Consider the following 25,788-nt stretch of genomic DNA (forward strand, 5'->3'; position numbering starts at 1 on the left):
ATCGTTTTCACAAAAAAATAGACGCAACTCTCTTTAAAAATCGTTGTTATTCTGGTTTTCTGCGTATAACACGGTCGTTGTATGGGCTCTGACCAGGATATTCTCCATCGCGGCAGCTTCGGCTTTTCGATCCAGGAAGACCTGGTTGTCTTCGACAAGGATGGCGTACTTCCCATTCTCCATTCGGAAGATCGTATCGCTTCGGTTCGCATTGAAAACGACGATGTACTTTTTCCCTTCGTTCTGCAAGGCAAAGGCAACGATATTGAAATTCTCGCTGAGCGTTGTGAAATGCGCATCAATTTCATCGAGGGTATGCATCCTGAACAGATATTCCCTTTTGCGCAGCGCGATCAGACCTTTCACGTAGGCCACTGATTTTTGGAACGTCGTAACCCGTTCCCATTCAAACTGATTGATTTCGTCAGAGGACTTGTAGCTGTTGGCTACCCCTTCCTTTGTGCGCAAAAATTCCTGGCCGCCATGGATGAAGGGAACACCCTGCGACAGCAAGAGTACGCTGGTTGCCAGCGTATGCCTTTTTATGCGCACCTCTTCGCTGTCATTGGGATTCGAACGCAACAATTTATCATAGAGCGTCAAATTATCGTGCGCCTCTACATACTGGATGACTTGTTCCGGATCGACATAACTGCTGTGGCTGGAAAGATGCATGCCGCCCTTTATGTTCCGGATCAGCAGATCTTCCTGATAATTTTTGCCGCTGATGAAGCCCCTGTCCGTTTCGTCGCCAAAGTCGCTGCCTTTCAAAGCTACTCGGATCGAATCGTTGAAATGGGCGATTCTCGGCATCGCTTGCGCATTTTTCTGGGAAGCTTTCAATTCCTCGGGGAGCGGTGTACTCATTTCCCATCCCTCACCGATGAGGATGATGGAAGGATCGACTTTATCCAGCGCTTGCCGGATCGCGTTCATCGTGACTGAGTCATGGATGCCCATCAGATCGAAGCGGAAACCATCGAGATGATATTCTTTTGCCCAATACTTGATGCTGTCGATGATGTATTTGCGCATCATATGCCTTTCCGATGCTGTATCATTTCCGACGCCCGTGCCGTTAGCCAGCGACCCATCCGCAGTATAGCGGTAAAAGTAGCCCGGGACCGTCCTTTCCAAAGCCTGATCTTTCGGATCGTAGACATGGTTATAGACGACATCCATGATCACCCTCAAGCCGTTTTCATGCAGCGTCCGGATCATTTCCTTCAATTCGAAGATCCGGTTGAATGGGTCAAAGGGATCCGTTGAATAGGAACCTTCCGGCACGTTGTAATTCAGTGGATCGTAGCCCCAATTGTATTGTGGTTCCTTCAGATTCGCCTCATCAACTGTGGCATAATCGAACATCGGTAAAATCTGGATATGGGTGATGCCCAAATCAATCAGGTAATCCAAACCCGTGCTTATCCCGCTGGGGTTTTTAGTGTTTTTTTCGGTCAGACCAAGGAACTTTCCTTTGTTCGTTATCCCGCTCGTTTCGGATATGGAAAAATCCCGGATGTGCAGTTCGTAGATGATTGCCTCTTCCGGGAGACCGAAGGCAGGCAGCCGCTCCCCCCACCCGTCAGGATTCGTCCTGAGCAAGTCCGTAATGACCGATTTTGTGCCGTTTACCGTCGTTGCTCGGGCATAGGGATCAACAGTGATCGTTTCGCGGTTATTCAGGAACAGAATATTATAGACATAAATGGTACCGTGCTGATCACCGGGCAGGTAAGCTTCAAAAATCCCCTTGGGTTTCTGCACCATTGCTATTTTTTGGGAAGGCTTTTTGATGGACTCATCTGTGTACGTCCAAACTTCCACGGATTTTGCTGTCGGGGTCCAAACCCTCAATAGTGTGCCTTCATTTTCGTATAGCGCTCCCAGTTCGCCATCATAAGAAAAGTAGGTGTCGAAATCATTCGACCGGACGAACAGAAACATTTCCTTATCGATTGTTTCCTTATCCCTCTTATCGCTGAAGAGTTTTTCCAAATCATAGCTCTCCAACCAACTCTGGAAATCCTCCACCATCTCCCATCACCTCCCTCCTATAGTATACCAACCCTGGATGAGTTCCGGTTACTTAAAAGGCATGCCAAAAAGCGTAACCGGCAGAAATAATTGCCGATTACGCTCCATTGTGATGTCAACTGCCTATATTCAGATTCCATGTCAGAAGTAATCTTTCTTCTTCAACCAATAGACCGTTAAGAAGCAAATAAAAATTGTGATCAGACTGGTGATGCCGAACGCCCACGGATGATTCTCAAAAGGCAGATCGACATTCATGCCCCAAAACCCTGCCATGATGGTCGGGATTGTCAGGACGATGGTGATAGAAGTCAAAACTTTCATGATGTTGTTCAAGTTGTTCGCGATGACACTCGAAAACACTTCACTCAGCTGATCGATCATCTTGCTTGATTCAGTTACCATCACTTCTGCTTGGTTTGAGATATCGATGATATCATGCAGCAACTCCTGGCTTTGCACATCATCTCCTAACACCGAGTCCTGAATGGACTCCGTTATCAAAGGATGATTTTTATTGATGGATGTCTCAAAGTAAACCAAGCTCTTGTGAAGGGCAATCAACTTGTAAAAATATTCATTATGGGTTGCACTGGTAATTTGTATCTGCAGGTCCTCGATGATGCTATCGATTTCCCTCAGGTGATGAACAAAACTCTTCGTTAATTCCCATAATATATACAAAATGATGTGATGTTGTGTTGTCGCTGGTTCATTTTTGAATGATTCATTCTTCATGATGCGTGTCAAAAAGGAAGGCGTTTCTTTGCAGACGGTGATCAAAGTACCATTGATCGTTATGATCGATAATGGATACGTATGATATTCCGTATATTTTTCCTGAACCGACCGCATTTGAGGGAAAAGAACAATCAGAAGATTGACGTTGTCCCCTGCACCACTTTTGACTTTCTCTTGTCTCGGGATCTCATACTCATCCAACGAGTCCATGATGTAGTCCTTTGGGATGCCGAAAATAGTAATTAAATCCTCAACATCATTGGCGCTCGGATTCTCGACATGAATCCAATCAGCTGCTTTCCAATTCTTTGTCTGAGTGTAAACCCCTTTATCCGACAAGTCGAATGCTCTCATTGAACTCCACCTCTAACCTGTTGTATTATTCTGAATGTGCGTGCCTACAAGATAAGCATAACTTATTTTTGCCAAAAGGAAAGCGATAAGCCTCTCGCAAAGGTTGCACCCTTTCTGGTCACTAAACCACTAGAGAGAAAGCTGCCAATTACACGTCAACCATGATTTCTTCCATAGTATAGGCCATTTCGATGTAAGGGTCCTCCGTATACCAATGCCGCGCACTGCCGAGGCAGGCGCAATAGAAAGTTGTATCATTCTCCTGCAGTATTTTACGGAAGTGGACATGGCCCATGATGCTGTGCGTAATCGGGTAGCGGTCATACAATTGCATATAGCTTTTGCTGCCGAGGAAAGCATTGTAGTAGTCGTATACCTTATGCGGTAGCGGGATGACGAATTGCGGATGCGTCACCACGTGGGTCATCATGATTATTTTCCGATCGCTGACGGCTCTCAGGTCGCTTTCCAGTTCCTCCTGCATAGCAGCTGCAACCGAGCGATCATCGTTCTGCCAATGCACATACTGGCGGTCATTCCACCCGCCGACTTTCAGCTTTTTCCTGGAAAACTCTTCTATTGTATAGCGGTCACTGGCGAAGCCATAATCATACCAGCCCGGATTCCCCACCACTGCCCATTTATCACCGATCAGAAACGGATTTCCGACAGGATTTTCATCCCGCTCCTTGAACAGCCGATAAATGCGGTCCGTATCCTCTTCGTGATTGCGGATGGACCAGAAATCATGGTTTCCGGGCACGAATTGGATTTTCGAAACGTTATGGTCACGCATGCGATCCAAGAAAGTAAAGGTATCGTGGTAATCGGAAGAGACATCCCCCGCCAACAAAAGCAAGTCGATTTCTTGATTATACAGCAGCTCCGCCAAGAGATGGTCATACGATTGTCCTGGCGCCAGCCTTTTTGCGTTCGAGTCGATATGCAGGTCCGACAATACCCCAATTTTCACGTCCTCAACCCCTTTCCCTACTTTGCTTACGGTGTGAAAAAAAGCGAAGATGCATATCAGATTAACTGAGTTGCAGCTCCGCCCTTTCGCAGTGATTATTTCGAGAATGCTTCCGTCAATGGCGGCACTACTTGTTTTTTGCGTGAAACAACGCCCGGCAGCAAGGCCACATTTTCGGTCAATGAGACGCCGAACGCGGCCTCTACAGTGTCCAAATGCGAGCCGACAGCCAACAGAGCCGAGTCGCTATCGATGATGTTGGTGATCACCAACAGGAAGACATCATAGCCTTGCGCACCGTTTTCAGTTTCCATAGCGGCAACAAGTTCAACTTGTCTATTCAGAACATCTTGAACGTCGACGGTATTGACTTGTGCGATGCGGACGTTTTTATCGCCCATCGGGAATGATTTAGCGTCCAAAGTCAACAATTCCGCGATCGACTTATCGTCCAGATTCGTTCCGGCCTTCAGCATTGCAAGGCCATATTCATTTAAGGCTACACCGGCGATTTCCGTCAAAGCTGCTGCCGCTGCTTCATCTTCCGGTGTGCAAGTCGGTGATTTGAACAACAACGTGTCGGAAATGATGGCAGAAAGCATCAGGCCGGCGATGTCGGCAGGAATCGCGATATTCTTTTCTTTGTACATTTTGTAAAGGATCGTGTTTGTGCAACCGACTGGCTCTGCACGGTAATACAACGGGTTAGCCGTTTCGAAGTTTGCGATGCGGTGGTGATCCACGACGGCATATACTTCCACATCTTTGATGTCGCTGACGCTTTGTTGCGCTTCGTTATGGTCGACCAAAGCAACCGTATCCGTTTCGTTTGCCGCAGTCGCGATGACGCGCGGAGCCTCCGTCTTGAATTGATTCAGAGCATAGGCTGTTTCCTCACTCGGCAAGCCAAGTGCCACAGCTTCTGCTTCGATTCCGGTTTGATTCAGATAGTAGGCGTATGCGATAGCGGATGTGATCGCATCCGTATCCGGATTTTGGTGCCCAAAAACTAACAGTTTTTTCATTCAATTCACTCTCTCTTCCATTGTCTAAATTTATCATAATAAAAAAGGAAGAAAAGAGCAATGGCAATTCTCTTTTCTTCCTTGAAAAATAGTATTATTTTATAGATCCAAATAACCTTTGTAGTCTTCCGTATGCAGCAGCTTTCTGGCATTTTCGACGCGCTCGGCGGTAGGCGGATCGATTCCGTCCAATTGATAAGGGATTCCCAATGTTTCCCACTTGTAGACGCCCATTTTATGGTAAGGCAGAATCTCCACTTTGACTATGTTTTTCAATGTTTTCAGGAAAGCATCCAGACGGATCAAGAAATCATCATAGTCTGTCCGCTCTGGGATCAGCACATGGCGGACCCAAATCGGGTGATTGATTTCCGACAAATATTTCGCCAATTCGATGATGCTTTCGTTGGGCCACATTGTCAATTCTTTGTGCTTTCCGCTGTCGATGTGTTTGATGTCCAGCAGGATCAGGTCTGTCACAGCCAACAGTTTGTTGAATTGGCTGAAGAATGGTTCATCATAAGTGAACGGCAAGCCGCAGGTGTCCAAAGTCGTATGCACGCCCTGGGCTTTGGCTTTCGTGAACAATTCGATCAGAAAGTCGATCTGCAGCAATGGTTCGCCACCGCTGACGGTGATGCCGCCTTTTTGCCCCCAGAAAGGCTTGTATTGCAAGGCCATGTTCAGCAATTCATCGCTTGTCATCTCATTGCCGCCGCCGATGTTCCAAGTGTCCGGGTTATGGCAAAATTGGCAACGCATGCGGCAGCCTTGCATAAATATAATAAAACGGATTCCGGGCCCATCAACGGAACCGAAACTCTCTGTTGAATGCACAAATCCTTTTAAGGGTTCAGTCATTTCAAAAAACTCCTCTGTCGTTTATTTCTTAACTTCATTGTATATCTCGTAAGGAATATTTCCTATCAAAAAGAGCGAATTTTCGCTCCCTTTGATAGAAAACGGATGAATCAAATGATCCATCCGTTTAAATTTATACGATTAATATGCAAGTTGAAGCAGATTACATCATTTCGTGCATTGTACGGTTGATGACGTCCATTTGTTGTTCGCGAGTCAACTTGATGAAGTTAACAGCGTATCCGGAAACACGGATCGTCAATTGTGGGTAGTTTTCTGGGTGATCCATAGCGTCAAGCAATGTTTCACGGTTGAATACGTTGACGTTCAAGTGGTGGCCGCCTTTAGCGATGTAGCCGTCCATCATGGCAGTCAAGTTTTCTTTTTGAACTTCTTCTTCACGTCCCAAAGCTTTAGGGATGATTGAGAATGTATTTGAGATACCATCCAATGAATATTTGTAAGGAATCTTAGCTACTGAAGACAAACTTGCCAAAGCGCCGTGTGTATCTCTTCCGTGCATTGGGTTAGCACCAGGTGCGAATGGTTCGCCGGCTTTACGTCCGTCTGGCGTGCTACCAGTTTTCTTACCGTAAACCACGTTAGAAGTGATTGTCAGGACAGAAGTTGTAGGGATAGAGTTGCGGTATGTTTGGTGTTTCTTAACTTTGCCCATGTATTGTTTCAACAAGTCGATACCGATTTGGTCAGCACGATCATCATTGTTACCATATTTAGGGAAGTCGCCTTCGATTTCGAAGTCAATTGCAATGCCGTTTTCGTCACGGATCGGTTTAACTTTTGCATATTTGATAGCAGAAAGTGAGTCGATTGTAACTGAGAATCCAGCCACACCAGTTGCCAATGTGCGGACAACGTGTGTATCATGCAAAGCCATTTCCAATGACTCGTATGAATATTTGTCATGCATGTAGTGGATAACGTTCAATGTATTCACATACAAAGCTACGATCCAGTCCATCATTACATCGAATTTTTCAGCAACTTCAGCGTAATCAAGGTATTCTGAAGTGATTGGTTGCAATTTAGGTCCGACTTGTTTTTTCTTCGTTTCGTCAATCCCGCCGTTGATTGCGTAAAGCAATGTTTTAGCCAAGTTAGCACGCGCTCCGAAGAATTGCATTTGTTTCCCGATTCTCATCGCGGATACGCAGCAAGCGATACCGTAGTCGTCGCCCCATTCAAGGCTCATGATGTCATCATTTTCGTATTGGATAGCGCTTGTTTCGATAGACATTTTAGAACAGTATTTTTTGAATCCGTCAGGCAATCTAGTTGACCAAAGAACTGTCAAGTTAGGTTCTGGAGCTGCTCCTAAGTTAGTCAATGTGTTCAAGAAACGGAAGCTTGATTTTGTGACCATTGAGCGGCCATCATGTGCCATACCAGCGATTGATTCAGTAACCCATTGTGGATCTCCTGAGTACAATTCTTGGTATTCTGGCGTACGTGCAAATTTGATCATACGCAATTTCATTACGAAGTGGTCAACGATTTCTTGTGCTGTTTCTTCAGTCAATGTTCCGTTTTCAAGATCGCGTTGGATATAGATATCCAAGAAAGTTGAAGTACGGCCTAATGACATTGCTGCACCATTTTGTTGTTTAACAGCAGCCAAGTAGCCGAAGTATAACCATTGGAAAGCTTCTTGAGCGTTTGTTGCTGGTTTGGAAATATCGAAACCGTAGATGTTTCCTAATTCTTTCAATTCTTTCAAAGCGCGGTATTGTTCGCTGAATTCTTCTCTCAAACGGATGATTTCTTCAGTCATCGTGCCGTCGCCGATTTTAGCGAATTCATTTAATTTGTCTTGCATCAGGAAGTCCACACCGTATAAAGCTACACGACGGTAATCGCCGATGATGCGGCCGCGGCCGTATGCATCCGGTAAGCCAGTGATGACGCCGGTTGTTCTTGCTGCACGCATTTCTGGAGTGTAAGCGTCAAATACGCCTTGGTTATGTGTTTTTCTGTATTGGCGGAAAATCATTGAAACTTCTGGGTCTACTTTGTAGCCAGCTTCTTCACAAGCCTGTTCGCTCATGCGGATACCGCCAAACGGCATCAAGCTGCGTTTAAGTGGTTTTTCAGTTTGGAAACCGACGATTTGCTCTTTTTCTTTGTTCAGGTAGCCTGCTGAATGAGATGTAATGGAAGATACAACTTTTGTATCCATGTCCAATACGCCGCCAGCTTCTCTTTCTTGCTTAGTAAGATCCATAACTTGATCCCATAATTGAGTAGTAGTTTCAGTAGGACCAGCCAAAAAGCTTTCGTCGCCTGTGTATTCAGAGAAGTTGTTGATGATGAAGTCTCTTACGTCGACTTCTTCTTTCCAAGTTTTGCCTTTAAACCCTTGCCATTGTTCCATTATATATTCCTCCTATAAAGTGCTTTCACATTGTGATATGTGTAACAGGTTTCTACATGAATATTATAACACGTACAGTTGAAAGTGCAACAACTATCAATCTTTTTTTTGAACTTTTTGTCACTTTTTCGTAAATATTTTATAAACGTTGCTGCATCAACGTTTATAAATATAAAAAAATGCCTCTGGCTTCCGATTAGTTAGTGAAACCTTTATTTTGACGAAAAATCTGTTTCATAAAAAAATGGAAACTGTATTATTACACAGTTTCCGTTTTTGCTTTTTGTTTATAACAGTTAATTAGAAAATTCTAATTTGTGAAAAATCAAACTCTTTCTCGATGTCCGACACTTCGCCATCCGTCTTCTCATTGATTGCGAAGCTGCCGTTGGAATACCTTGGACTGAACGGTATTTCTTTGCTTTCCGCCACGACGCTGTTACCTGTCGTGGTGCGGATTGCATAACGGTTAGGCACTGACAATTCACAATCCATGAAGATGATGCGGTGCGGCTTGGCCTTCAATTCCTTCAGTAGCATCAATCCCCGTTTCGCGCGGCCCAAAATCGGGACCTCGCCGGATTTGAATTTCTTGATGTTCCCTCTTTGCGTGATCACCAGGACAGGGAATTCCTCATCACCTTCTTTAAAGGCGGCACCCCCAACCACAACGTCACCGTCCTTCAGATTGATTGATTTGACTCCGCTGGCACGGGTTCCGATGATGCCTACTTCATTCACGGCATAACGCAGGCTGAATCCGAAATGGGTCACAAGCAGTACATCATAGTTTTGTTGATCCTCCAAGCGTTGGATGGAGACAATCGCATCCGCCTCGCTCTTCAGCTTCATGGCGACCGCTTTTTTGTTTCTGTAGCCCCGGAAAGTCCGGAAGTCGCTCATCAGTGTCTGTTTGATGTAGCCTTCTTTTGAAACGAAAAGGATTGTACCGGTCGGTTCGCTGTTGTTCGGGAGAATTTCTACGTTGATGATCTTTTCTTCCGGAGCGAAAGGGATGTTTTGCGAGATATGATGCCCCGTATCTTTCCATTTCAGTTCCGGCAACTCATGGATTGGGAAGTGAAGGTAGTCTCCCTTGCTGGTGAACATCACGATCGCATCAAGGGTCGATGCTTTCCCGACAAACAGCGGCTTATCCCCTTCGCGCAAGCCGATTTCTGCGATTGTCGAGGCTCCAAATGAGCGCAGGCTGGTGCGCTTGTAATAGCCCTCTTTCGTGATCACGACAACGACTTCCTCCACCGGCACGAGAACTTCCGTATCGATTTTGATTTCCTCAATTTCATGCTGGATGGTAGTCCGGCGAGGATTCGCGTATTGTTTTTTGACTGAGGTAAGCTCTGTCTTCATCACGGCGTACAACGTTTTTTCCTGTTTCAGGATTTCTTGGTAAGTCGCAATCTGCTCATTCAGTTCCAACTTTTCGTTCTGCAGGGCGGTGATATCCGTATTGGATAACCGGTACAGTTGCAGGGAAACAATCGCTTCCGACTGCGGTTCCGAAAAAGCATACCGCTTCATCAGGTTCTGTTTTGAGTCTTTCTTGTCTTTGCTGTCACGGATCAATTGGATGACTTCATCCAGGATCGAAATGACTCGGATCAGTGCATCCACGATATGCAGTCGCGTCTCAGCCTTCTTCAGGCTGTAATTCGTCCGGCGGGTAATGACGATTTTCTGGTGACGGATGTAGGCTTTCAGTATTTGGTGCAAGCCGACCTGCATCGGACGGCGCTCGTCGATCGCGACCATATTGAAGTTATAGTTCACTTGCAGATCCGTATTTTTGAGCAGATAGTTGAGGATTCCCTCTGCATTCGCTTCTTTTTTCAATTCGACGACGATCTGCAGCCCTGTGCGGTCCGATTCATCCCGCACTTCGGCGATTCCTTCGATTTTGCGGTTGATGCGGATTTCGTCCATCCGCTTCACTAGTGTCGCTTTATTGATGTCATAAGGAATTTCCGAAATGACGATCTGCTGTTTGCCGCCGCGGATGCTCTCTATGGAAGTGCGCGAGCGGACGACTACTTTTCCTTTGCCGGTGTTGTAGGCGTCCTTCAGGCCATCCAAGCCCTGTATGATTGCCCCGGTAGGGAAATCGGGTCCTTTTACGTATTTCATGAGTGCTTTGAGCTCCGCCTCAGGGTGATCGATCAGATGCAAGGTCGCATCGATGACTTCGCCTAAATTATGCGGTGGGATATCTGTCGCATAACCGGCGGAAATACCGGTGGCGCCGTTCACCAGCAGATTCGGGTAGCGAGCCGGCAACACGGTCGGCTCCTGATCGGTATCATCGAAGTTCAGCACAAAGTCAACTGTTTCCTTGTCGATGTCGCGCAACAGTTCAGCGGAAATTTTTGACAATCGGGCCTCGGTGTACCGCATCGCTGCGGCTGAGTCCCCATCCATACTCCCGTTATTGCCGTGCATTTCGACCAATACTTCCCGCATCTTCCAATCCTGACTCAACCGGACCATCGCTTCATAGACACTGGAATCGCCATGCGGATGGTAATTACCGATTACATTCCCGACAGTTTTAGCCGATTTGCGGAAGCCTTTGTCCGAAGTGTTCCCGGCAACATCCATCGCGTACAGGATCCGCCTTTGGACAGGCTTCAGTCCGTCGCGGATATCAGGCAAAGCACGCTCTTGGATGATGTACTTCGAGTATCGCCCGAAGCGGTCCCCCATTACGTTTTCAAGCATCAGCTCTTTAATTTCCAGATTATCCACTATAGTTCACCACTTTCAAAATCTAACGAAATTTGCTCCATGTCATGAGCGGTCTGCTGATCCGAAAATTCCTTCTTCACTTTCTCCTGCAGATGCGCCTCCCCACTATCGGACGCTGGTGCAATGTCTTCCTCAAGAATGCTCTTATTGTCGGACATCGAAAACTCGACATGCTTCTCGATCCATTTCCTTCGCGGTTCGACTTTGTTCCCCATCAGCGTCGTGACCCGGCGCTCCGCTTGGGCCTTGTCATCGATCAGCACCCGGATCAACGTCCGGGTTTCAGGATCCATCGTGGTATCCCACAGCTGATCCGCGTTCATTTCCCCGAGTCCTTTGTACCGTTGCAGGATATAGCCCTTGCCGATGATGTCGATTTTTTCCTGCAGTTCCCTTTCGGTCCATGCGTACTGGATTTTTTCGTTCTTGCCGAAGCCCTTGGATACTTTGTATAGGGGCGGCTGCGCCAGATATATTTTCCCGGCTTCCAGCAACGGTTTCATGTAACGGTAAAAGAAAGTCAGCAACAGGATCTGAATATGCGCACCATCCGTGTCCGCATCCGTCATGATGATGATTTTGTCATAATTGCAATCCTTAATGTCGAAATCCGCCCCGACCCCTGCACCGACTGTGTAGATGATCGTGTTGATTTCCTCGTTCTTCAAAATATCCTGCATACTCGCGCGTTCTGTATTGATGACTTTCCCACGCAACGGGAGTATCGCCTGGAACTTGCGGTCGCGCCCTTGTTTGGCGGATCCGCCGGCGGAATCACCCTCGACAAGATACAGTTCGTTCTTTTTCGGATTTTTGCTTTGTGCAGGCGTCAGCTTGCCGGACAACAGCGATTCGTTTTTTTGGCGTTTTTTGCCATTACGCGTCTCTTCACGGGCTTTACGCGCTGCATTCCTGGCCTCTCTGGCTTTCAAGGATTTTCTGGCGAGCATTTGGGCTGTTTCGCCATTTTCTGTCAAGTAAATGCTCAATTTTTCGCTGATGAGTCCATCAACGGCTGCCCGCGCTTGCGGGGTGCCTAATTTTTCCTTCGTCTGGCCTTCGAATTGGAGCAAATTCTCCGGTACGCGCAAGGACAATACTGCCGAAAGTCCTTCGCGGACGTCGCTGCCTTCGAGATTCTTTTCCTTCTCTTTGATCAGGTTCATTTTTCGGGCGTATTCATTGAAGGCTTTTGTGATGGCGGTCTTCGCACCGGTTTCGTGGGTGCCGCCATCCTTTGTGCGGACGTTGTTGACGAATGACAGGATCGTTTCCGAATACCCGTCGTTGTACTGGAATGAGAACTCGATCTCGATCCCATCGGCTTCCCCGTTGAAATACACGACATCGTGCAGTGTATCCTTTTCTTCATTTAAGTAAGTAACGAATTCCTTGATTCCTTCTTCGAAGAAAAAAGTATCGCTTTGTTCGGTTCGTTCATCCTTCAGCGTGATGGTTAAGCCTTTCAACAAAAAGGCTGATTCCCGGAACCGTTCCGCCAGCACATCGTAGGACAGCTGCGCTGTTCCGAAAACCTCTTTGTCAGGCAAAAAATGAATCAACGAGCCGGATGCTTTTGCAGTGGTTTTTGCTTTGGTCAATTTGCTGGCAGGTTTTCCGCCATCCTTGAATTTCATTGTATAGAGTGTGCTCTCGCGGATGACCGATACTTCCAGCCACTTGGAAAGGGCATTGACGACACTCGCTCCCACTCCGTGAAGACCTCCTGAAGTTTTGTAGCCGCCCTGGCCGAATTTCCCTCCAGCGTGAAGCACGGTGAAAATGACTTGGATGGTTGGCACCCCTGAAGCGTGCAACCCGGTAGGCATGCCGCGTCCGTTGTCTTTGACGCTGATGCTCTGGTCTTCATGGATCGTGATGTCGATCTCATCAGCATAACCCGACAAGGCCTCATCTACAGCATTATCGACTATCTCATATACTAAATGATGCAATCCGCGGGCATCAGTCGAACCGATATACATCCCGGGCCGTTTTCTGACTGCTTCAAGTCCTTCCAAAACTTGGATGGAATCATCATTGTATTTATTCTCTTTATTTTGTGCCATAAAAAAACTCCTTCGTATCTGTTCTAACCGAACATCTATTCTATCATACTGTATAACTTTCACTTTGGAAAGTATAAAAAATGAGACGGAATTCTGCCTCCTATAGGAAAACTGCGGATAAAATGGTAAAATGAACTGCAATTGTATATTAACTGAGCATCAACTTAGGAGTGAAGTGAGAATGACAGCAATCGTCATCGTCCTGGCCTATCTTTTGGGTTCCATCCCATCAGGCATTTGGATCGGAAAATATTTTTATCAAACAGACATCCGCAAATACGGCAGCGGAAACAGCGGAACGACCAATACCTTCCGCGTATTAGGAAAAAAAGCCGGCATCATCGTCCTGATCATGGACATGCTCAAAGGCTCAGCGGCAACCTTATTGCCGATCTGGCTGGCAGTCGAAATCCATCCCTTATTGGCCGGGGTTGTTGCAGCCTTAGGTCATACGTATCCCCTTTTTGCCGGATTCAAAGGCGGTAAAGCCGTTGCCACCAGCGCAGGTATCCTCTTGGCCTACAATCCGCTTTTTTTTGGGGAAGCAGTCGTTGCTTTCATCATCTACCTGTACTTCTCCAGAATGGTCAGCTTATCCAGCATCTTGGTCTGTTTTACGGCGGTCGCTCTTTCCTTCTTTTTTAAGGATTGGCCATTGACGCTCGTTACGATCCTTTTGACGATCTTCATCATCTATCGCCATCGTTCCAATATTTACCGGATCAAAAATGGAACGGAAAGCAAAGTGCCTTTCGGCTACAAATCGAAGAGCGCTAAAGAAATATAACAGAATAAGGCGGGGCCGTAAATCAACGATGATTTACGGCCCCGCCTTTTATCAGGCCCAAAGACAAACGCTGCTGGGCCTAGCTGACGACTGAATTAAAAGAAATCGACCCGATGGACATAATAACGTTTATTCCCGGGTTCAAGCGATTGGATGGCTGTCTTCCGTTCCAGCTCCCCGTCCGAATCCGATCGGTCAGCAAGTCCGCACCAAGGTTCCAAACAAACATAAGTGGCGTCTTCCTGAGGCTTCGTCCAGATGCCCAAGTATTCGAAATCCTCATAGGACATCGTGACCCCATGCTCGCTTTTATCGGAAGCCAGCGTCACAGTTGTCGGTTCCGGCGTCTTGAAAATGATGGCATCATTCAAAAAGAGATCCCTTTGCAATGGGAATTTATTTTGTTCCACTTCAACCGTTTTGTCTGGTGCAAGATAAGGCCCATCCAGGAACAAGCGCTGGCGGGAAGTTTCCGGAGTCATTTTGATGTAGTAATCCTCGAATGTTTCCCCTTCCGTCAAAGGCACATTAAAGCCTGGGTGTCCGCCGATCGAGAAATACATCTTGTTTGCATCCAGATTCTTCACTTTGTAGCTGATCGACAATTGATTCTCGAACAATTGATAAGTCAACTGCAGTTCAAATGAAAATGGATAAACATTTTTGAAATCACCATTCGGCGCAAGGATGAAGGTAATGCTGTCGGTCAAACGCTCATGCACCGAAAATTTCGAATCACGTGCAAATCCGTGTTGCCCCATTGTGTAAGTTTTATCGTTATGTCGGAAGGTATCATCCTTCAAGCGTCCAACAAAAGGAAACAAGATAGGCGCATGTCTGTTCCAAACTTTTTCATCAGCCTGCCAAATATATTCGATGCCGGTTTTCTTTGCGATTACACTGGTGATTTCTGCACCTTTATCTTTTACGGTTACCGTAAGGTGCTGGTTTTCAATTACAAACTCCATGACATTTCCCCCTAGTTTGGCTTTACACCATTTTGCTTACTGTTCATTTTTTGGATACAAAGCCCTTTTCAAAGCATCAAGCAATTCTGCAGAAACGACTCTGATGAAGGTTCCCTTCATACCGAGCGATCTCGTCTCGAGAATACCGGCTGATTCCAGTTTTCTTAAGGCATTCACAATGACGGAACGCGTAATATTTTTTTCTGCCGCAATTTTTGATGCGGTGATGCGTTCCTCCAAGGATGGAAAAGTCTCAAAGATCGCTTTGACTGCCTCCATTTCACTGAAAGACAGCGATTTTATGGCGATCTGGACCAGTGTGGTCACGCGCGTTGCCTCCTGCATGCGCAAATTGATGGCATGCAGCAATTCGATGCCGATAACGGTGGCACCATGTTCGGCAAGAATCAGATCGCTGCTGTCAAAGACGGGAAACAATCGCGCCAAAACTAAGCTCCCCAAGCGCTTGCCGGAAGCAAAAATCGGAACGATCGTTGTGACACCCGTTATGAACAGGTCCCTGCTCTCGATCGGAAAGGCCGTAAAATCGGATTCGATGCCGATGTTCGCGGTCGTCTGAAACAACGCAGACAGATTGCAGGCATACTGCTCCGGAAACTTCTTGTCCTCCAGCATTTGTTTGATGCGGGCATTGTTGATATCGGTCGCCTCGCTGTAGCCCAACAGATTGCCGGACAGATCAATCAGATACGTGTTGGCGCTCAGTATGTCGCCGAGCACGCTCGCCATTTCCGTAAAGGGCAAAGCCGTCGCTTCGCCGCTGACATCAACGAAGCCCCCTTCTTTTTGCAGCATGTAGTTGATCCTTCTCAACTTTTCTAATAATTCGTCCATGTTTTCCCCCCTACGATCATCCATCAGAAAATATCCGCAAGGTTCATCCAACCTAAAGGGGATTTTTTTATGCTTAAAGGATATATTTTCTTAAATCTTTGTTTTCTACAATTTTCTCAAGTTTTTCATCCACATAATGTTCCGTTATCGTGATATCTGTCCCGGGAATTTCGGAAGCTTCAAACAACAGATCCTCCAGCAATTTTTCCATGATCGTGTGCAGTCTTCTGGCGCCTATGTTATCGGTTTCCTGGTTGACTTCTGTCGCGATGACGGCCATTTTTCGGATGGCTTCCTGCGTGAAGGTGATGTTGACGTCCTCCGTTGCCAACAGCGCGATGTATTGCTTCAGCATCGCATTATTGGGCTCTGTAAGGATGCGGACGAAATCATCTTCCGTGAGGTCGTTCAATTCCACCCGGATCGGGAAACGTCCTTGCAGTTCCGGGATCAGATCGCTTGGCTTGGAGACGTGGAACGCGCCGGATGCTATGAACAAGATATGGTCCGTTTGGATAGCCCCATACTTAGTGGAAACTTGGCTGCCTTCGACGATCGGAAGGATATCCCGTTGCACACCTTCCCGCGACACTTCGCCTGTGTTTTGTGACTTGGAAGTGATTTTGTCGATTTCATCGATGAAAATGATGCCGTTGATTTCGGCCAACTTCAAAGCTTCCTGCGAAATATCATCCTTGTTGACCAATTTGTCGGTTTCTTCCTGCACGAGCACCTCGATGGCATCTTCGACCAAAAGTGTCCGCTGGATTTTCTTTTTCGGCGTCATGGATTCGAATGCCGACTGCAGCATCATCATTTGTTCGTTGTTTCCGCCGCCACCTAATGGATTGGCTTGTTTTTCCTCCACTTTTATGGAAACTTCACGTTTATTCAACAAACCTTTACGCAATTGCTCGATGATTTCCGCTCTGCTCTGGGCGATTTCGGCAGTCACTTCTTCGGTTTCCTCTTCCTGATTTTCCGGCAGAGGCATTCCCAGGTTTTTGAACATATTTTGCCAGTCATTCATGCCTTCCTGTTTGGGCTTGGCTTTTTTGATCCCCGGTTTCATGACTTTGGCCAGGCGTTGCAAAGCCGCTTCATAGGCTTTGGCATACACGTCGCCGCGTTTTTGCTTTTCGACGATCTGGATGGCGTTCTCCACCAGGTCGCGGACCATCGATTCGACGTCGCGTCCGACATAGCCGACTTCCGTGAATTTGGTTGCCTCTACCTTAACAAAGGGTGCTTCGACCAACAGCGCCAAGCGTCTCGCCAGCTCCGTCTTCCCTACTCCGGTAGGCCCAATCATCAGGATATTTTTCGGAGTCACTTCTTTTTGCATGTCAGCATCCAGTTGCTGTCTCCGGTAACGATTCCGCAAAGCGACAGCGATTGCTTTTTTGGCTGCATCCTGGCCGATGATATAGCGGTCGAGCTCCTTGACGATTTCTCTGGGTGTTCTGTTGTGCTGTTCCTTCATTATATTAGCCACCTATCTAAAATTCTTCAACAATAATGTTGTCGTTAGTAAATACGCAGATTTCTGAGGCAATCTTGAGGCTTTCGTAGGCGATTTCCTTAGCGGAAAGATCGGAGCCTCTTCTTTTTAGGGCTCTTGCTGCAGCCAAAGCATAATTCCCGCCTGAGCCGATCGTAAGGATCCCGTCATCCGGTTCGATGACTTCCCCGCTCCCGGAAACAAGCAGCATCTGCTCCTTGTTCATGACGATCAGCAAAGCCTCCAGCTTCTGAAGGGCACGGTCGCCGCGCCATTCCTTGGCCACCTCGATGGAGGCGCGCATCAGGTTGCCCTTGTATTGATTGAGTTTCTCTTCAAATTTGTCTTCAAGGGTGAAAGCGTCAGCTACGCCGCCTGCGAAGCCGACGATGACTTCATCATGATAGATGCGTCTGATTTTTTTGGCGGTCCCTTTCATGATGACGGATTCGCCCATCGTCACCTGGCCGTCTCCCGCCATGGCTGAACGTCCGTTGTGCTGCACTGCACAGATTGTTGTCATATGTTATTCCCCCTGTTTCTTGCTGTCCCGTTTCGCCCGCGGATGGAATTGGTTGTAATTCCGTTGCAGGGCATCTTTCGTTACGTGTGTATAGATTTGAGTGGATGACAGGCTGGCATGTCCCAAAAGTTCCTGAACGGTCCGCATATCCGCTCCGTTATTCAGCATATCGGTCGCAAAGGTATGCCGAAGCATATGCGGATGCAGCGTCCCGGTCAAACCTGTTTTTTTCATGATCTGTTTCAGTATGTATTCAATGCCGCCTGCCGTGAGCGGATCGCCCAAGCGATTCACAAAGAGATGGTCGTGGCTGCGTTTGTGTTTTGACATCAATTCCGACCGGGTCATTTCCAGGTACTCCTGGATGGCTGCGGCAGCATAATGCCCGAACGGCACATAGCGCTCTTTATTCCCTTTACCGAAAATCAGAATGACGCCCAGGTCGAAGGAAATATCCTGCAGTTTGATGTTCTTGCATTCGCTGACGCGGATTCCGGTCGCATACAACAATTCCACCAACGCCCGGTTACGATAGTCCAATATTTCGGTCCCCTCGGCTGCACGCAAGAGTTTTTCCAATTCTTCTTCGTAAAGGTACTGCGGCAGACGCAGCTGCTTTTTCTTGAAAGAGATATAGGATAAAGGGTTTTCATCAAGAAGGTCGTTGCGGATCAGGAAATGATAGAACCCCCTCAAGCTCGACAACGTGCGCGAAATGGTGTTTCGGCTCAGTTTTTGTTCATCCAAAAAACTCAGATACAGGCGGACATCGTACAATTGTACCGCCATCAAGTCGCTGGTTCCACTTTCTTCGAGAAAAGATTCGAATTTTTTCAGGTCAAACAGATAGGCTTTGACCGTTTCGTCGGAATAGCGCCGTTCAATTGCCAAATAGTTTATGAATCGATCGATTAATTCTTGATTAGACAAAAAAATCCCTCCAACATCTTATGACTAAATTTATCACAATGTTGGAGAGATTTCAATGTAAGCTGACGAACTTAAATCGTTTGCACGAATTCGTCCAAGGCAGCCAACGCTTTATCGGCTATCATTTGGTTTTTAAGCTGTTTATCACGGATTTTCTTGCCGCCCAACGGTTCGATTATGCCGAAGTTAGCGTTCATCGGTTGGAAGTGCTTGCTGTCTGTGTTCGTTATGTAGTGCGACATGGCACCGATCATCGTTTCTTTCGGGAAGACGACACATTCCTGCCCATCCGCCATTCTGGCGGCATTAAGGCCCGCCAGCAAGCCGCTGGCGGCACTCTCGACATATCCTTCCACACCCGTCATCTGGCCAGCGAAGAACAGATCATCGCGTTTTTGGCTCTGATAGGTGGCGCGCAGAATTTTCGGAGAGTTTAGGAACGTATTCCGGTGCATGACTCCATAACGCACGATTTCAGCATTTTCCAGTCCCGGGATCATCTGCAGAATCCGTTTCTGCTCTCCCCATTTCAGGTGCGTCTGGAAACCGACGATATTGTACAAGGAGCCGGCAGCATTGTCCTGACGGAGCTGCACAACTGCGTAGGGAATCTTTCCGGTCTTTGGATCCTCAAGCCCGACTGGCTTCATCGGACCGAACAGCAGCGTTTTTTCGCCTTTTGAGGCCATCACTTCGAAAGGCATGCAGCCATCGAAGTATTTTTCCTCCTCGAATTCCTTCAGAGGGGCCACTTCAGCAGCGATCAGTTCGCGATAGAACGATTCGAATTCTGCTTTTGTCATCGGACAGTTCAGATAGGCGGCTTCGCCGTTGTCGTAACGCGACTTCAAGTATACCTTTTCCATATCGATGCTGTCTTTTTCCAGCACCGGTGCTGCGGCATCGTAGAAGTACAGTCCTTCCATCTCAATAAAGCTTTGAATCGATTGGCTCAATGATTCCGAAGTCAAAGGGCCTGTCGCTACCACCGTGATCCCTTCCGGCAATGCCGTCAGTTCATCCAGATGGATCGTTATATTGGGATGGTTTTCCAATGTTTTCGTCACATAGGCTGAAAAATTGTCGCGATCGACAGCCAGTGCGCCCCCCGCCGGCAGAGCGGTCGCATCTGCCGCTTTGATGATCAGGGAATTCAGATGACGCATTTCTTCCTTTATCAATCCCGCGGCGTTCGTGACTTGGTTACCCCGCAGTGAATTGGTGCAGACCAATTCCGCGAAACCAGATGTATGGTGGGCAGGCGTCATCTTTTTCGGTCTCATCTCATAGAGATCGACGTGGATGCCCTGCTCCGCTATTTGAAAAGCCGCCTCGCTTCCGGCCAAGCCGGCTCCGATTACGGTAACTGTTTTATCTGTCATAGTATGCCTCCATAACGTTATTTCTGTACATCTTCCTCGTATTCACAATGACTGCATTTCACTTGGATGCCGCCTTTGACCTTTTTCTCAACAAGATAATGTTGACATTTCGGGCAATCGCGGCCGATCGGTTTGTCCCATGAGATGAATTCGCACTCTGGATACTGATCGCAGCCATAGAATATCCGGTTTTTCTTGGATTTCCGTTCGATGACCTCGCCTTTGTGGCACACGGGGCACGTCACGTTGATTTTCTTCACGATCGGTTTTGTGTTTCGGCATTCCGGGAAATTGCTGCACGCATAGAACTTTCCGAATCTGCCGATTTTGATGACCATCGGATGGCCGCATAATTCGCAATCGAATCCGGCTGGCTCATCTTTGATCTCGATTTTTTCAATCTCGACTTCCGCTTTCGCCAATTCTTCGGCGAATGGTTTGTAAAAACGATCGACTACTTTGACCCATTCCATATTGCCCTCTTCGACACTGTCCAAGTCCTGTTCCATTCCGGCGGTGAAGGAAATGTTCACGATGTCCGGGAAATAGGTGGAGATCAAGCCATTGACGATCGTACCCAATTCGGTTGGCTCGAAACGTTTTGCCGTCACTTTTACGTAATAGCGTTTCTGGATTGTTTCGATCGTAGGAGCATAGGTCGAAGGTCTTCCGACGCCATTCTCCTCCAGAGCCTTGATGAGCGTCGCTTCCGAATAACGGGCCGGCGGTTGTGAGAAATGCTGATTCGGTTCAATGTCCTTCGAGAAGACGGTGTCGCCTACAGCCATTTCCGGCAAAAGGTTGTCTTTCTCTTTGGCGGTGCCCTCCACGTAGACTTTGCGGTAACCGGCAAAGTTTTCTTTTGAACCCGTCGCCCGGAACATGACGTCCTCATGCTTGAGGTCCACCTTCATCGTATCGAAGACCGCTGGCGTCATCTGACTCGCCAAAAAGCGCGCCCAGATCAATTGGTACAATTTGAACTGGTCCTTCGTCAAAAAGGCTTCGATTTCGCTCGGCACCCTTAAAACGCTGGAAGGACGGATGGCTTCATGCGCATCCTGTGCCGATGGGGCCTTTTTGTTCTCGCGCTGTTTTTCGATGGCATATTCCGGACCGTATGTGCCCGTGATGTATTCATGCGCTTCCTCAATCGAACCGGCCGACACACGTGTCGAGTCCGTTCGCATATAGGTGATCAAACCCACGGAGCCTTCTTTGCCGAGCGGAATCCCTTCATAGAGTTCCTGCGCGATCATCATCGTTTTCCGCGTACGGAAATTCAGCTTGTTGGCGGCTTCCTGTTGAAGACTGGAAGTCGTGAACGGCTGAGCCGGGTTGCGTTTTTGCTGCTTCTTCGTTACATCGGAAATCTCAAAAACATTGGAAGTGATCTTCTCAAAGACCGCATCCGCTTCCTCTTTGGTCTTCAGCTTCAGCTTTTTCCCGCCCAAGCCATAAAAGGCTGCCTGAAAAACATGTTTGTCCTTCAAGAAAGTGCCATCAATCGTCCAGGACTCCACAGGTTCGAACCCAGCAATCTCCTCTTCGCGGTTGACTATCAGTTTCAGGGCAACCGATTGGACCCGTCCGGCACTCAAACCTTTTTTGACTTTCTTCCATAGTATTGGTGAAATGGAGTATCCGACCAAGCGATCCAGTATCCTTCGGGCTTGCTGGGCTGAAACAAGATCCATGTTGATCGGTCTTGGATTTTTCAGCGCTTCTCTTACTGCATCTTTGGTTACTTCATTATAAACGACGCGGATATTATCTGCTGGGTCCAAACCCAACAGGTGAGCGAGGTGCCACGAGATGGCTTCCCCTTCTCTATCCGGGTCGGAAGCCAGGTAAATTTTTTCGGCCTTATGGCCATATTTTTTCAATTCTTTAATCAGGTCGCCTTTACCACGAATGGAAATATAATCCGGCTGATAGTCATTTTCGATATTGATTGCCATGCGACTCTTTGGTAAATCGCGCAAGTGGCCTTTACTTGCTACCACTTTATAGTTTCTGCCAAGATACTTTTCTATCGTCTTGGCTTTGGTAGGTGATTCCACGATGACTAAATATTTATAAGCCAAAGAAACGACTCCTCTCAACGAAATATTTTGTATGTATATTTCTGTCATTTAAATCGTTTCCCATCTTATGCCATAAACTAGGTGTTTGTCAAATGGAAGTTATTTCGCGGGTGCTTCAGTTCCACTGCGTTTTCATTTCTTCCAGCACGTCAGTCGCGTTCAAAACGCAAGCTGCGCCGGCCTTTATCAATTGATTGGTGCCGACACTGAGACGGCTGGTAATATTTCCGGGAACCGCATAAACATCCCTGTTTTCCTGCAGCGCCAAATTAGCGGTTATGAGGCTGCCGCTCTTTTCCGTCGCTTCGATCACCAAAGTGGCCAGCGAAAGGTTGGCGATCAGGCGATTGCGCATCGGGAAATGGAATCGTTCCGGTTTCGAGCCTAAAGGATATTCACTGATGACGAGCTGCTCTGCCATCATTTGCCGCTGCAGGGCAGCATTTTCCCTTGGGTAAGCAACATCCAGACCTGACCCGATGATACCGATTGTGGCTCCGCCGTTTGCGATCGCACAGGAATGAACCATTTGATCGATGCCTTTGGCGAGCCCGCTTACGAGCGTGATGCCTTCCGCAACCAACGGAGGGATCATTTCGTCCAAGACCGCCTTTCCGTAGGAGGTCGGACTGCGGCTGCCGACGACGCTCAGACAAGGCTGCTCCAATAAATCGATATTCCCCGCACAAAACACCACGACAGGGGGCAAATAGCTGTTCAGCCAGCCTCCCGGATACCCGTTGTCCAGAATCGTCAAAATTTGGATGTTTTTGATCCGATACAGCGCGTTCAGTTCTTCATAAGGCGTCTTGCTGAAGGCCGTTTCGAGCGCCATTTTCAACTTCTGCTGTTTGCTCTCATTGCTCATCGGCACATAGTTGTTTACGATTTCTTCTATTGAATAGAAAGGATCCCTCGTCCAGGATAGGTACAGATGCTTCATAAAATTCGGCGTGCACAAGCCGGTCATTGCATGATAAATCAGTTTATCCCGGACCGTCAGATTTTCGCGGTTCATTTCCATAAAAAAACTCCTTTGCGTACCATCTGTTAAGATAATACGAAAGGAGTCGGATTCTGCTTTTTATATTGTTTAATTTTTATTGCTCTCTCAGCATGCTTTTGATCGGATCAAACGTCTTCCGGTGGATTGACGTGATTCCATGATTATCCAATCCGGCTAAGTGCAGTTGCGTGCCATAACCGGCATTTTTCTCGAATCCATAGTGCGGATACTGCAGGGCATACTCGGACATCAGGCGATCACGGTATACTTTCGCGACAATGCTGGCGGCAGCGATCGAGACGGATTTGGCATCGCCCTTGATGATGGATAGCTGTTCAACAGGCAACGGCAGCTTCATGGCGTCGATCAGCAGACTGTCCGGCTCTTGCTTCAGATTGGCGATTGCCTGCATCATCGCCAGTTTCGTGGCTTGATAGATATTCACGGCGTCGATCGTTTCTGGCGAAATCAATCCGATGCCGACATCGGCAATGGCCATGATCTGATCGTAAAGTTGCTCCCTTTTTTTGGCTGAGAGTTGTTTTGAATCGTTGACCGGGAGGAAAGGGATGTCCGCTGGCAGAATGACTGCCGCAGCGACCACAGGACCGGCTAATGGGCCTCTGCCGACTTCATCGATCCCTGCGATGGCAAGACGGCCTTTCGCCTTCAACTCTTCTTCGAAGACCATCATCTGGACTTGCCGCTCTTTTAGGGCAAGATCGAGTTGATAATTTCGCTCCCAGGATTTGACTGCAGCTTGGACGCCTTTGCGGGAGTCGGCTCGGATGGCTTCCCAACGGTGATCATCCAATGATTCGATTCCCTGCAATTGCTCCTTGATGGCAGCGATGCTCACTGGTTTGTTCATTCCGCTAAGCCCTCTTCAGCCTCCGCAGCCTTTACGGGAACCTGGTCCAAAGTATACGGACCAAGTTTGCCGCCGCGGATGTCGAAAATGATTTTTTCGCTGGCCCGGCTGTAATCTTCGCCAAAGCGCAATTTCGTGGTCAATTCCATCAACAATTCTGGAACCTCTCCTTCGAATTCTTTTTCGTCCACCTTATAGAAAGACTGCAACCTGCCCGGATAATACTGCATAAAATAACGCAATGCAAATAATGCGACGTCATCCTTATGGAAAACGGTATCCTTGATCGCTCCGGTCAAGGCAAGCTTTTGTCCGATCAGCTGGTCCTCGAACTTAGGCCAAAGTATCCCTGGTGTGTCCAGTAACTCGAAATCGCCGCCGATTTTCAACCATTGTTGCCCTTTGGTTACGCCTGGACGATTACCGGTCTGCGCGCGGTTCTTCTGCATCAGCTTGTTGATCAAAGTTGATTTCCCGACGTTCGGGATACCAAGGATCATCAAGCGGATTGCGCGGGGTTTGACGCCTTTGTTGATCATCGCCTGCGTTTTGTGGGCCATCATTTCCTTCAGCTCTTTTTTGATGTTCTCTACATCTTTATTGTTCAGTGTCGACATCGAAACGGCACGCTGCGCTTTCTTATCCTGTTTGAAGTATTCAACCCAGTCTTTTGTGGCTGCCTTATCTGCAAGATCGGCCTTATTGAGGACAATCAATCTCGGTTTGTTTCCGATGATGTCATCGATCAAAGGGTTACGGCTCGAAACCGGCAAGCGCGCATCCAGCAACTCAATCACCAAATCGACCATTTTTAATTTTTCCAACGCTTCACGTTTCGCTTTTGCCATGTGGCCTGGAAACCATTGTATTAACATATTGACACTTCCTTTTCTGAGTAAATCCTTTTGCTTCCATTCAAGACAAAACACAAGTGCAAATACACTTGTGTGCGGTTGTCCCTTTATTCTACTGCACCATTGTCATCGATGATGCCTATTTTGTTCAGCGGCCACAGTCTTAAATCAGCTGTTCCCTCGATCTGTGCTGCCGGGATGAACCCGAAAACACGACTGTCTTTGGAAACACTGCGGTTATCCCCTAAGACGAAATACATATCTTCTGGGACAACGGAATACCCTGCTGTTGCATCCAAACTATACAGGGTGAAATCAGACATCAATTGTTGATCGCTAGCCTCTTTCAAAGCCTCCAAATAATGCTCCTCGACTTTTTCGCCGTTGATGTACAGCTCATCCTGGAAATAAGCAATCTCGTCCCCGGGCAGCCCGATGATGCGTTTCACATATTCTTCATCGGTCCCGTCAGGAGCAGGGAACACCACGATATCAAAACGATCAATTTCAGCCAATTTATTCAGGATCAGCCGGTCTCCGGTCTCCAAAGTCGGCACCATCGAATCGCCGACAACCTGGAACGGATAAAATAAATAAGTCCGGATGACAACGAACAACACAAAGGCGATTGCCACCGAAAGGATCAGATTCAGCGCTTCCCGCAAAAAACTGCCTCTGTTTTCTGGTTGGATTTCTTTCTTTTGATCGACCCCGAATCTTTCGTTCCTTGAAACAAAACCAGAGTCTTGGTCGTTATGATCTTTATTGCCAAATGACATCGAATCACCCTTTCTTATAAATCCAACTGG

The 25,788-nt window shown here is 47.4% G+C and carries 20 protein-coding genes; 1 reads left to right on the forward strand and 19 read right to left on the reverse strand.

What is annotated here, in order from left to right; all coding sequences use genetic code 11:
- Positions 1-33 precede the first annotated feature (33 nt).
- The 8 genes from pulA to parE form a co-directional block, all read right to left on the reverse strand.
- Positions 34-2,037, reverse strand: coding sequence for a type I pullulanase (pulA, locus tag C7R73_RS00080; protein WP_106448562.1), 2,004 nt, complete (start codon positions 2,035-2,037; stop codon positions 34-36).
- Positions 2,038-2,178: 141 nt separating this feature from the next.
- Entirely contained in the window at positions 2,179-3,132 is a 954-nt protein-coding gene (locus tag C7R73_RS00085) for a magnesium transporter CorA family protein (RefSeq protein ID WP_106448563.1), read from the reverse strand.
- Between the two features lie 148 nt (positions 3,133-3,280).
- A complete protein-coding gene (locus tag C7R73_RS00090) occupies positions 3,281-4,105 on the reverse strand; it encodes a metallophosphoesterase (RefSeq protein ID WP_106448564.1) in 825 nt (274 codons plus the stop codon).
- Positions 4,106-4,200: 95 nt separating this feature from the next.
- Positions 4,201-5,130, reverse strand: coding sequence for a manganese-dependent inorganic pyrophosphatase (locus C7R73_RS00095; RefSeq protein WP_106448565.1), 930 nt, complete (start codon positions 5,128-5,130; stop codon positions 4,201-4,203).
- Between the two features lie 99 nt (positions 5,131-5,229).
- Positions 5,230-5,991, reverse strand: a complete 762-nt coding sequence (gene pflA / locus C7R73_RS00100; RefSeq protein WP_106448566.1) for a pyruvate formate-lyase-activating protein — start codon at positions 5,989-5,991, stop codon at positions 5,230-5,232.
- A gap of 163 nt (positions 5,992-6,154) precedes the next feature.
- On the reverse strand, positions 6,155-8,383 hold the full coding sequence (gene pflB / locus C7R73_RS00105) for a formate C-acetyltransferase (RefSeq protein WP_106448567.1): 2,229 nt from the start codon (positions 8,381-8,383) through the stop codon (positions 6,155-6,157).
- Between the two features lie 300 nt (positions 8,384-8,683).
- On the reverse strand, positions 8,684-11,119 hold the full coding sequence (gene parC, locus C7R73_RS00110; protein WP_106448813.1) for a DNA topoisomerase IV subunit A: 2,436 nt from the start codon (positions 11,117-11,119) through the stop codon (positions 8,684-8,686).
- 26 nt (positions 11,120-11,145) lie between these two features.
- Positions 11,146-13,215: a DNA topoisomerase IV subunit B gene (parE, locus tag C7R73_RS00115; RefSeq protein WP_106448568.1), complete on the reverse strand. Its 2,070-nt coding sequence runs from the start codon at positions 13,213-13,215 to the stop codon at positions 11,146-11,148.
- A 181-nt stretch (positions 13,216-13,396) separates the two neighbouring features.
- On the opposite strand from parE, the gene plsY reads away from it, so the two are divergent.
- Complete coding sequence (plsY, locus tag C7R73_RS00120) at positions 13,397-14,002, forward strand: glycerol-3-phosphate 1-O-acyltransferase PlsY (RefSeq protein ID WP_106448569.1); 606 nt, start codon at positions 13,397-13,399, stop codon at positions 14,000-14,002.
- Between the two features lie 95 nt (positions 14,003-14,097).
- Here plsY and C7R73_RS00125 read toward each other — a convergent pair whose 3' ends face one another.
- The 11 genes from C7R73_RS00125 to lepB all read right to left on the reverse strand — a co-directional run bounded on the left by C7R73_RS00125 (position 14,098) and on the right by lepB (position 25,758).
- Positions 14,098-14,970: an aldose 1-epimerase family protein gene (locus C7R73_RS00125; RefSeq protein WP_106448570.1), complete on the reverse strand. Its 873-nt coding sequence runs from the start codon at positions 14,968-14,970 to the stop codon at positions 14,098-14,100.
- A 36-nt stretch (positions 14,971-15,006) separates the two neighbouring features.
- Positions 15,007-15,825 carry a GTP-sensing pleiotropic transcriptional regulator CodY gene (gene codY / locus C7R73_RS00130; protein WP_106448571.1) on the reverse strand — a complete coding sequence of 273 codons (819 nt, stop codon included), beginning with the start codon at positions 15,823-15,825 and terminating at the stop codon, positions 15,007-15,009.
- A gap of 73 nt (positions 15,826-15,898) precedes the next feature.
- The gene (hslU, locus tag C7R73_RS00135) at positions 15,899-17,308 is read right to left on the reverse strand and encodes an ATP-dependent protease ATPase subunit HslU (protein ID WP_106448572.1); all 1,410 of its coding nucleotides are present in this window, start codon (positions 17,306-17,308) and stop codon (positions 15,899-15,901) included.
- Positions 17,309-17,324: 16 nt separating this feature from the next.
- Positions 17,325-17,849 (reverse strand): HslVU peptidase proteolytic subunit, encoded by a 525-nt coding sequence (hslV, locus tag C7R73_RS00140; protein ID WP_086628001.1) that lies wholly within the window; start codon positions 17,847-17,849, stop codon positions 17,325-17,327.
- A 3-nt stretch (positions 17,850-17,852) separates the two neighbouring features.
- Positions 17,853-18,779 carry a tyrosine recombinase XerC gene (gene xerC / locus C7R73_RS00145; protein WP_106448573.1) on the reverse strand — a complete coding sequence of 309 codons (927 nt, stop codon included), beginning with the start codon at positions 18,777-18,779 and terminating at the stop codon, positions 17,853-17,855.
- A gap of 71 nt (positions 18,780-18,850) precedes the next feature.
- Positions 18,851-20,161: a methylenetetrahydrofolate--tRNA-(uracil(54)-C(5))-methyltransferase (FADH(2)-oxidizing) TrmFO gene (gene trmFO / locus C7R73_RS00150; protein ID WP_106448574.1), complete on the reverse strand. Its 1,311-nt coding sequence runs from the start codon at positions 20,159-20,161 to the stop codon at positions 18,851-18,853.
- Positions 20,162-20,178: 17 nt separating this feature from the next.
- A complete protein-coding gene (gene topA, locus C7R73_RS00155) occupies positions 20,179-22,248 on the reverse strand; it encodes a type I DNA topoisomerase (protein WP_106448575.1) in 2,070 nt (689 codons plus the stop codon).
- Between the two features lie 115 nt (positions 22,249-22,363).
- The gene (gene dprA / locus C7R73_RS00160; RefSeq protein WP_153060326.1) at positions 22,364-23,272 is read right to left on the reverse strand and encodes a DNA-processing protein DprA; all 909 of its coding nucleotides are present in this window, start codon (positions 23,270-23,272) and stop codon (positions 22,364-22,366) included.
- 76 nt (positions 23,273-23,348) lie between these two features.
- A complete protein-coding gene (locus tag C7R73_RS00165) occupies positions 23,349-24,125 on the reverse strand; it encodes a ribonuclease HII (RefSeq protein ID WP_106448576.1) in 777 nt (258 codons plus the stop codon).
- Positions 24,122-25,000: a ribosome biogenesis GTPase YlqF gene (gene ylqF, locus C7R73_RS00170; protein ID WP_106448577.1), complete on the reverse strand. Its 879-nt coding sequence runs from the start codon at positions 24,998-25,000 to the stop codon at positions 24,122-24,124. Before ylqF ends, C7R73_RS00165 begins: the two co-directional genes overlap by 4 nt.
- Before the next feature lie 86 nt (positions 25,001-25,086).
- Positions 25,087-25,758 carry a signal peptidase I gene (lepB, locus tag C7R73_RS00175; protein ID WP_106448578.1) on the reverse strand — a complete coding sequence of 224 codons (672 nt, stop codon included), beginning with the start codon at positions 25,756-25,758 and terminating at the stop codon, positions 25,087-25,089.
- Positions 25,759-25,788 lie beyond the last annotated feature (30 nt).

Origin of the sequence: Trichococcus alkaliphilus (genome assembly GCF_003008695.1) — a bacterium.
GTDB lineage: Bacteria > Bacillota > Bacilli > Lactobacillales > Aerococcaceae > Trichococcus > Trichococcus alkaliphilus.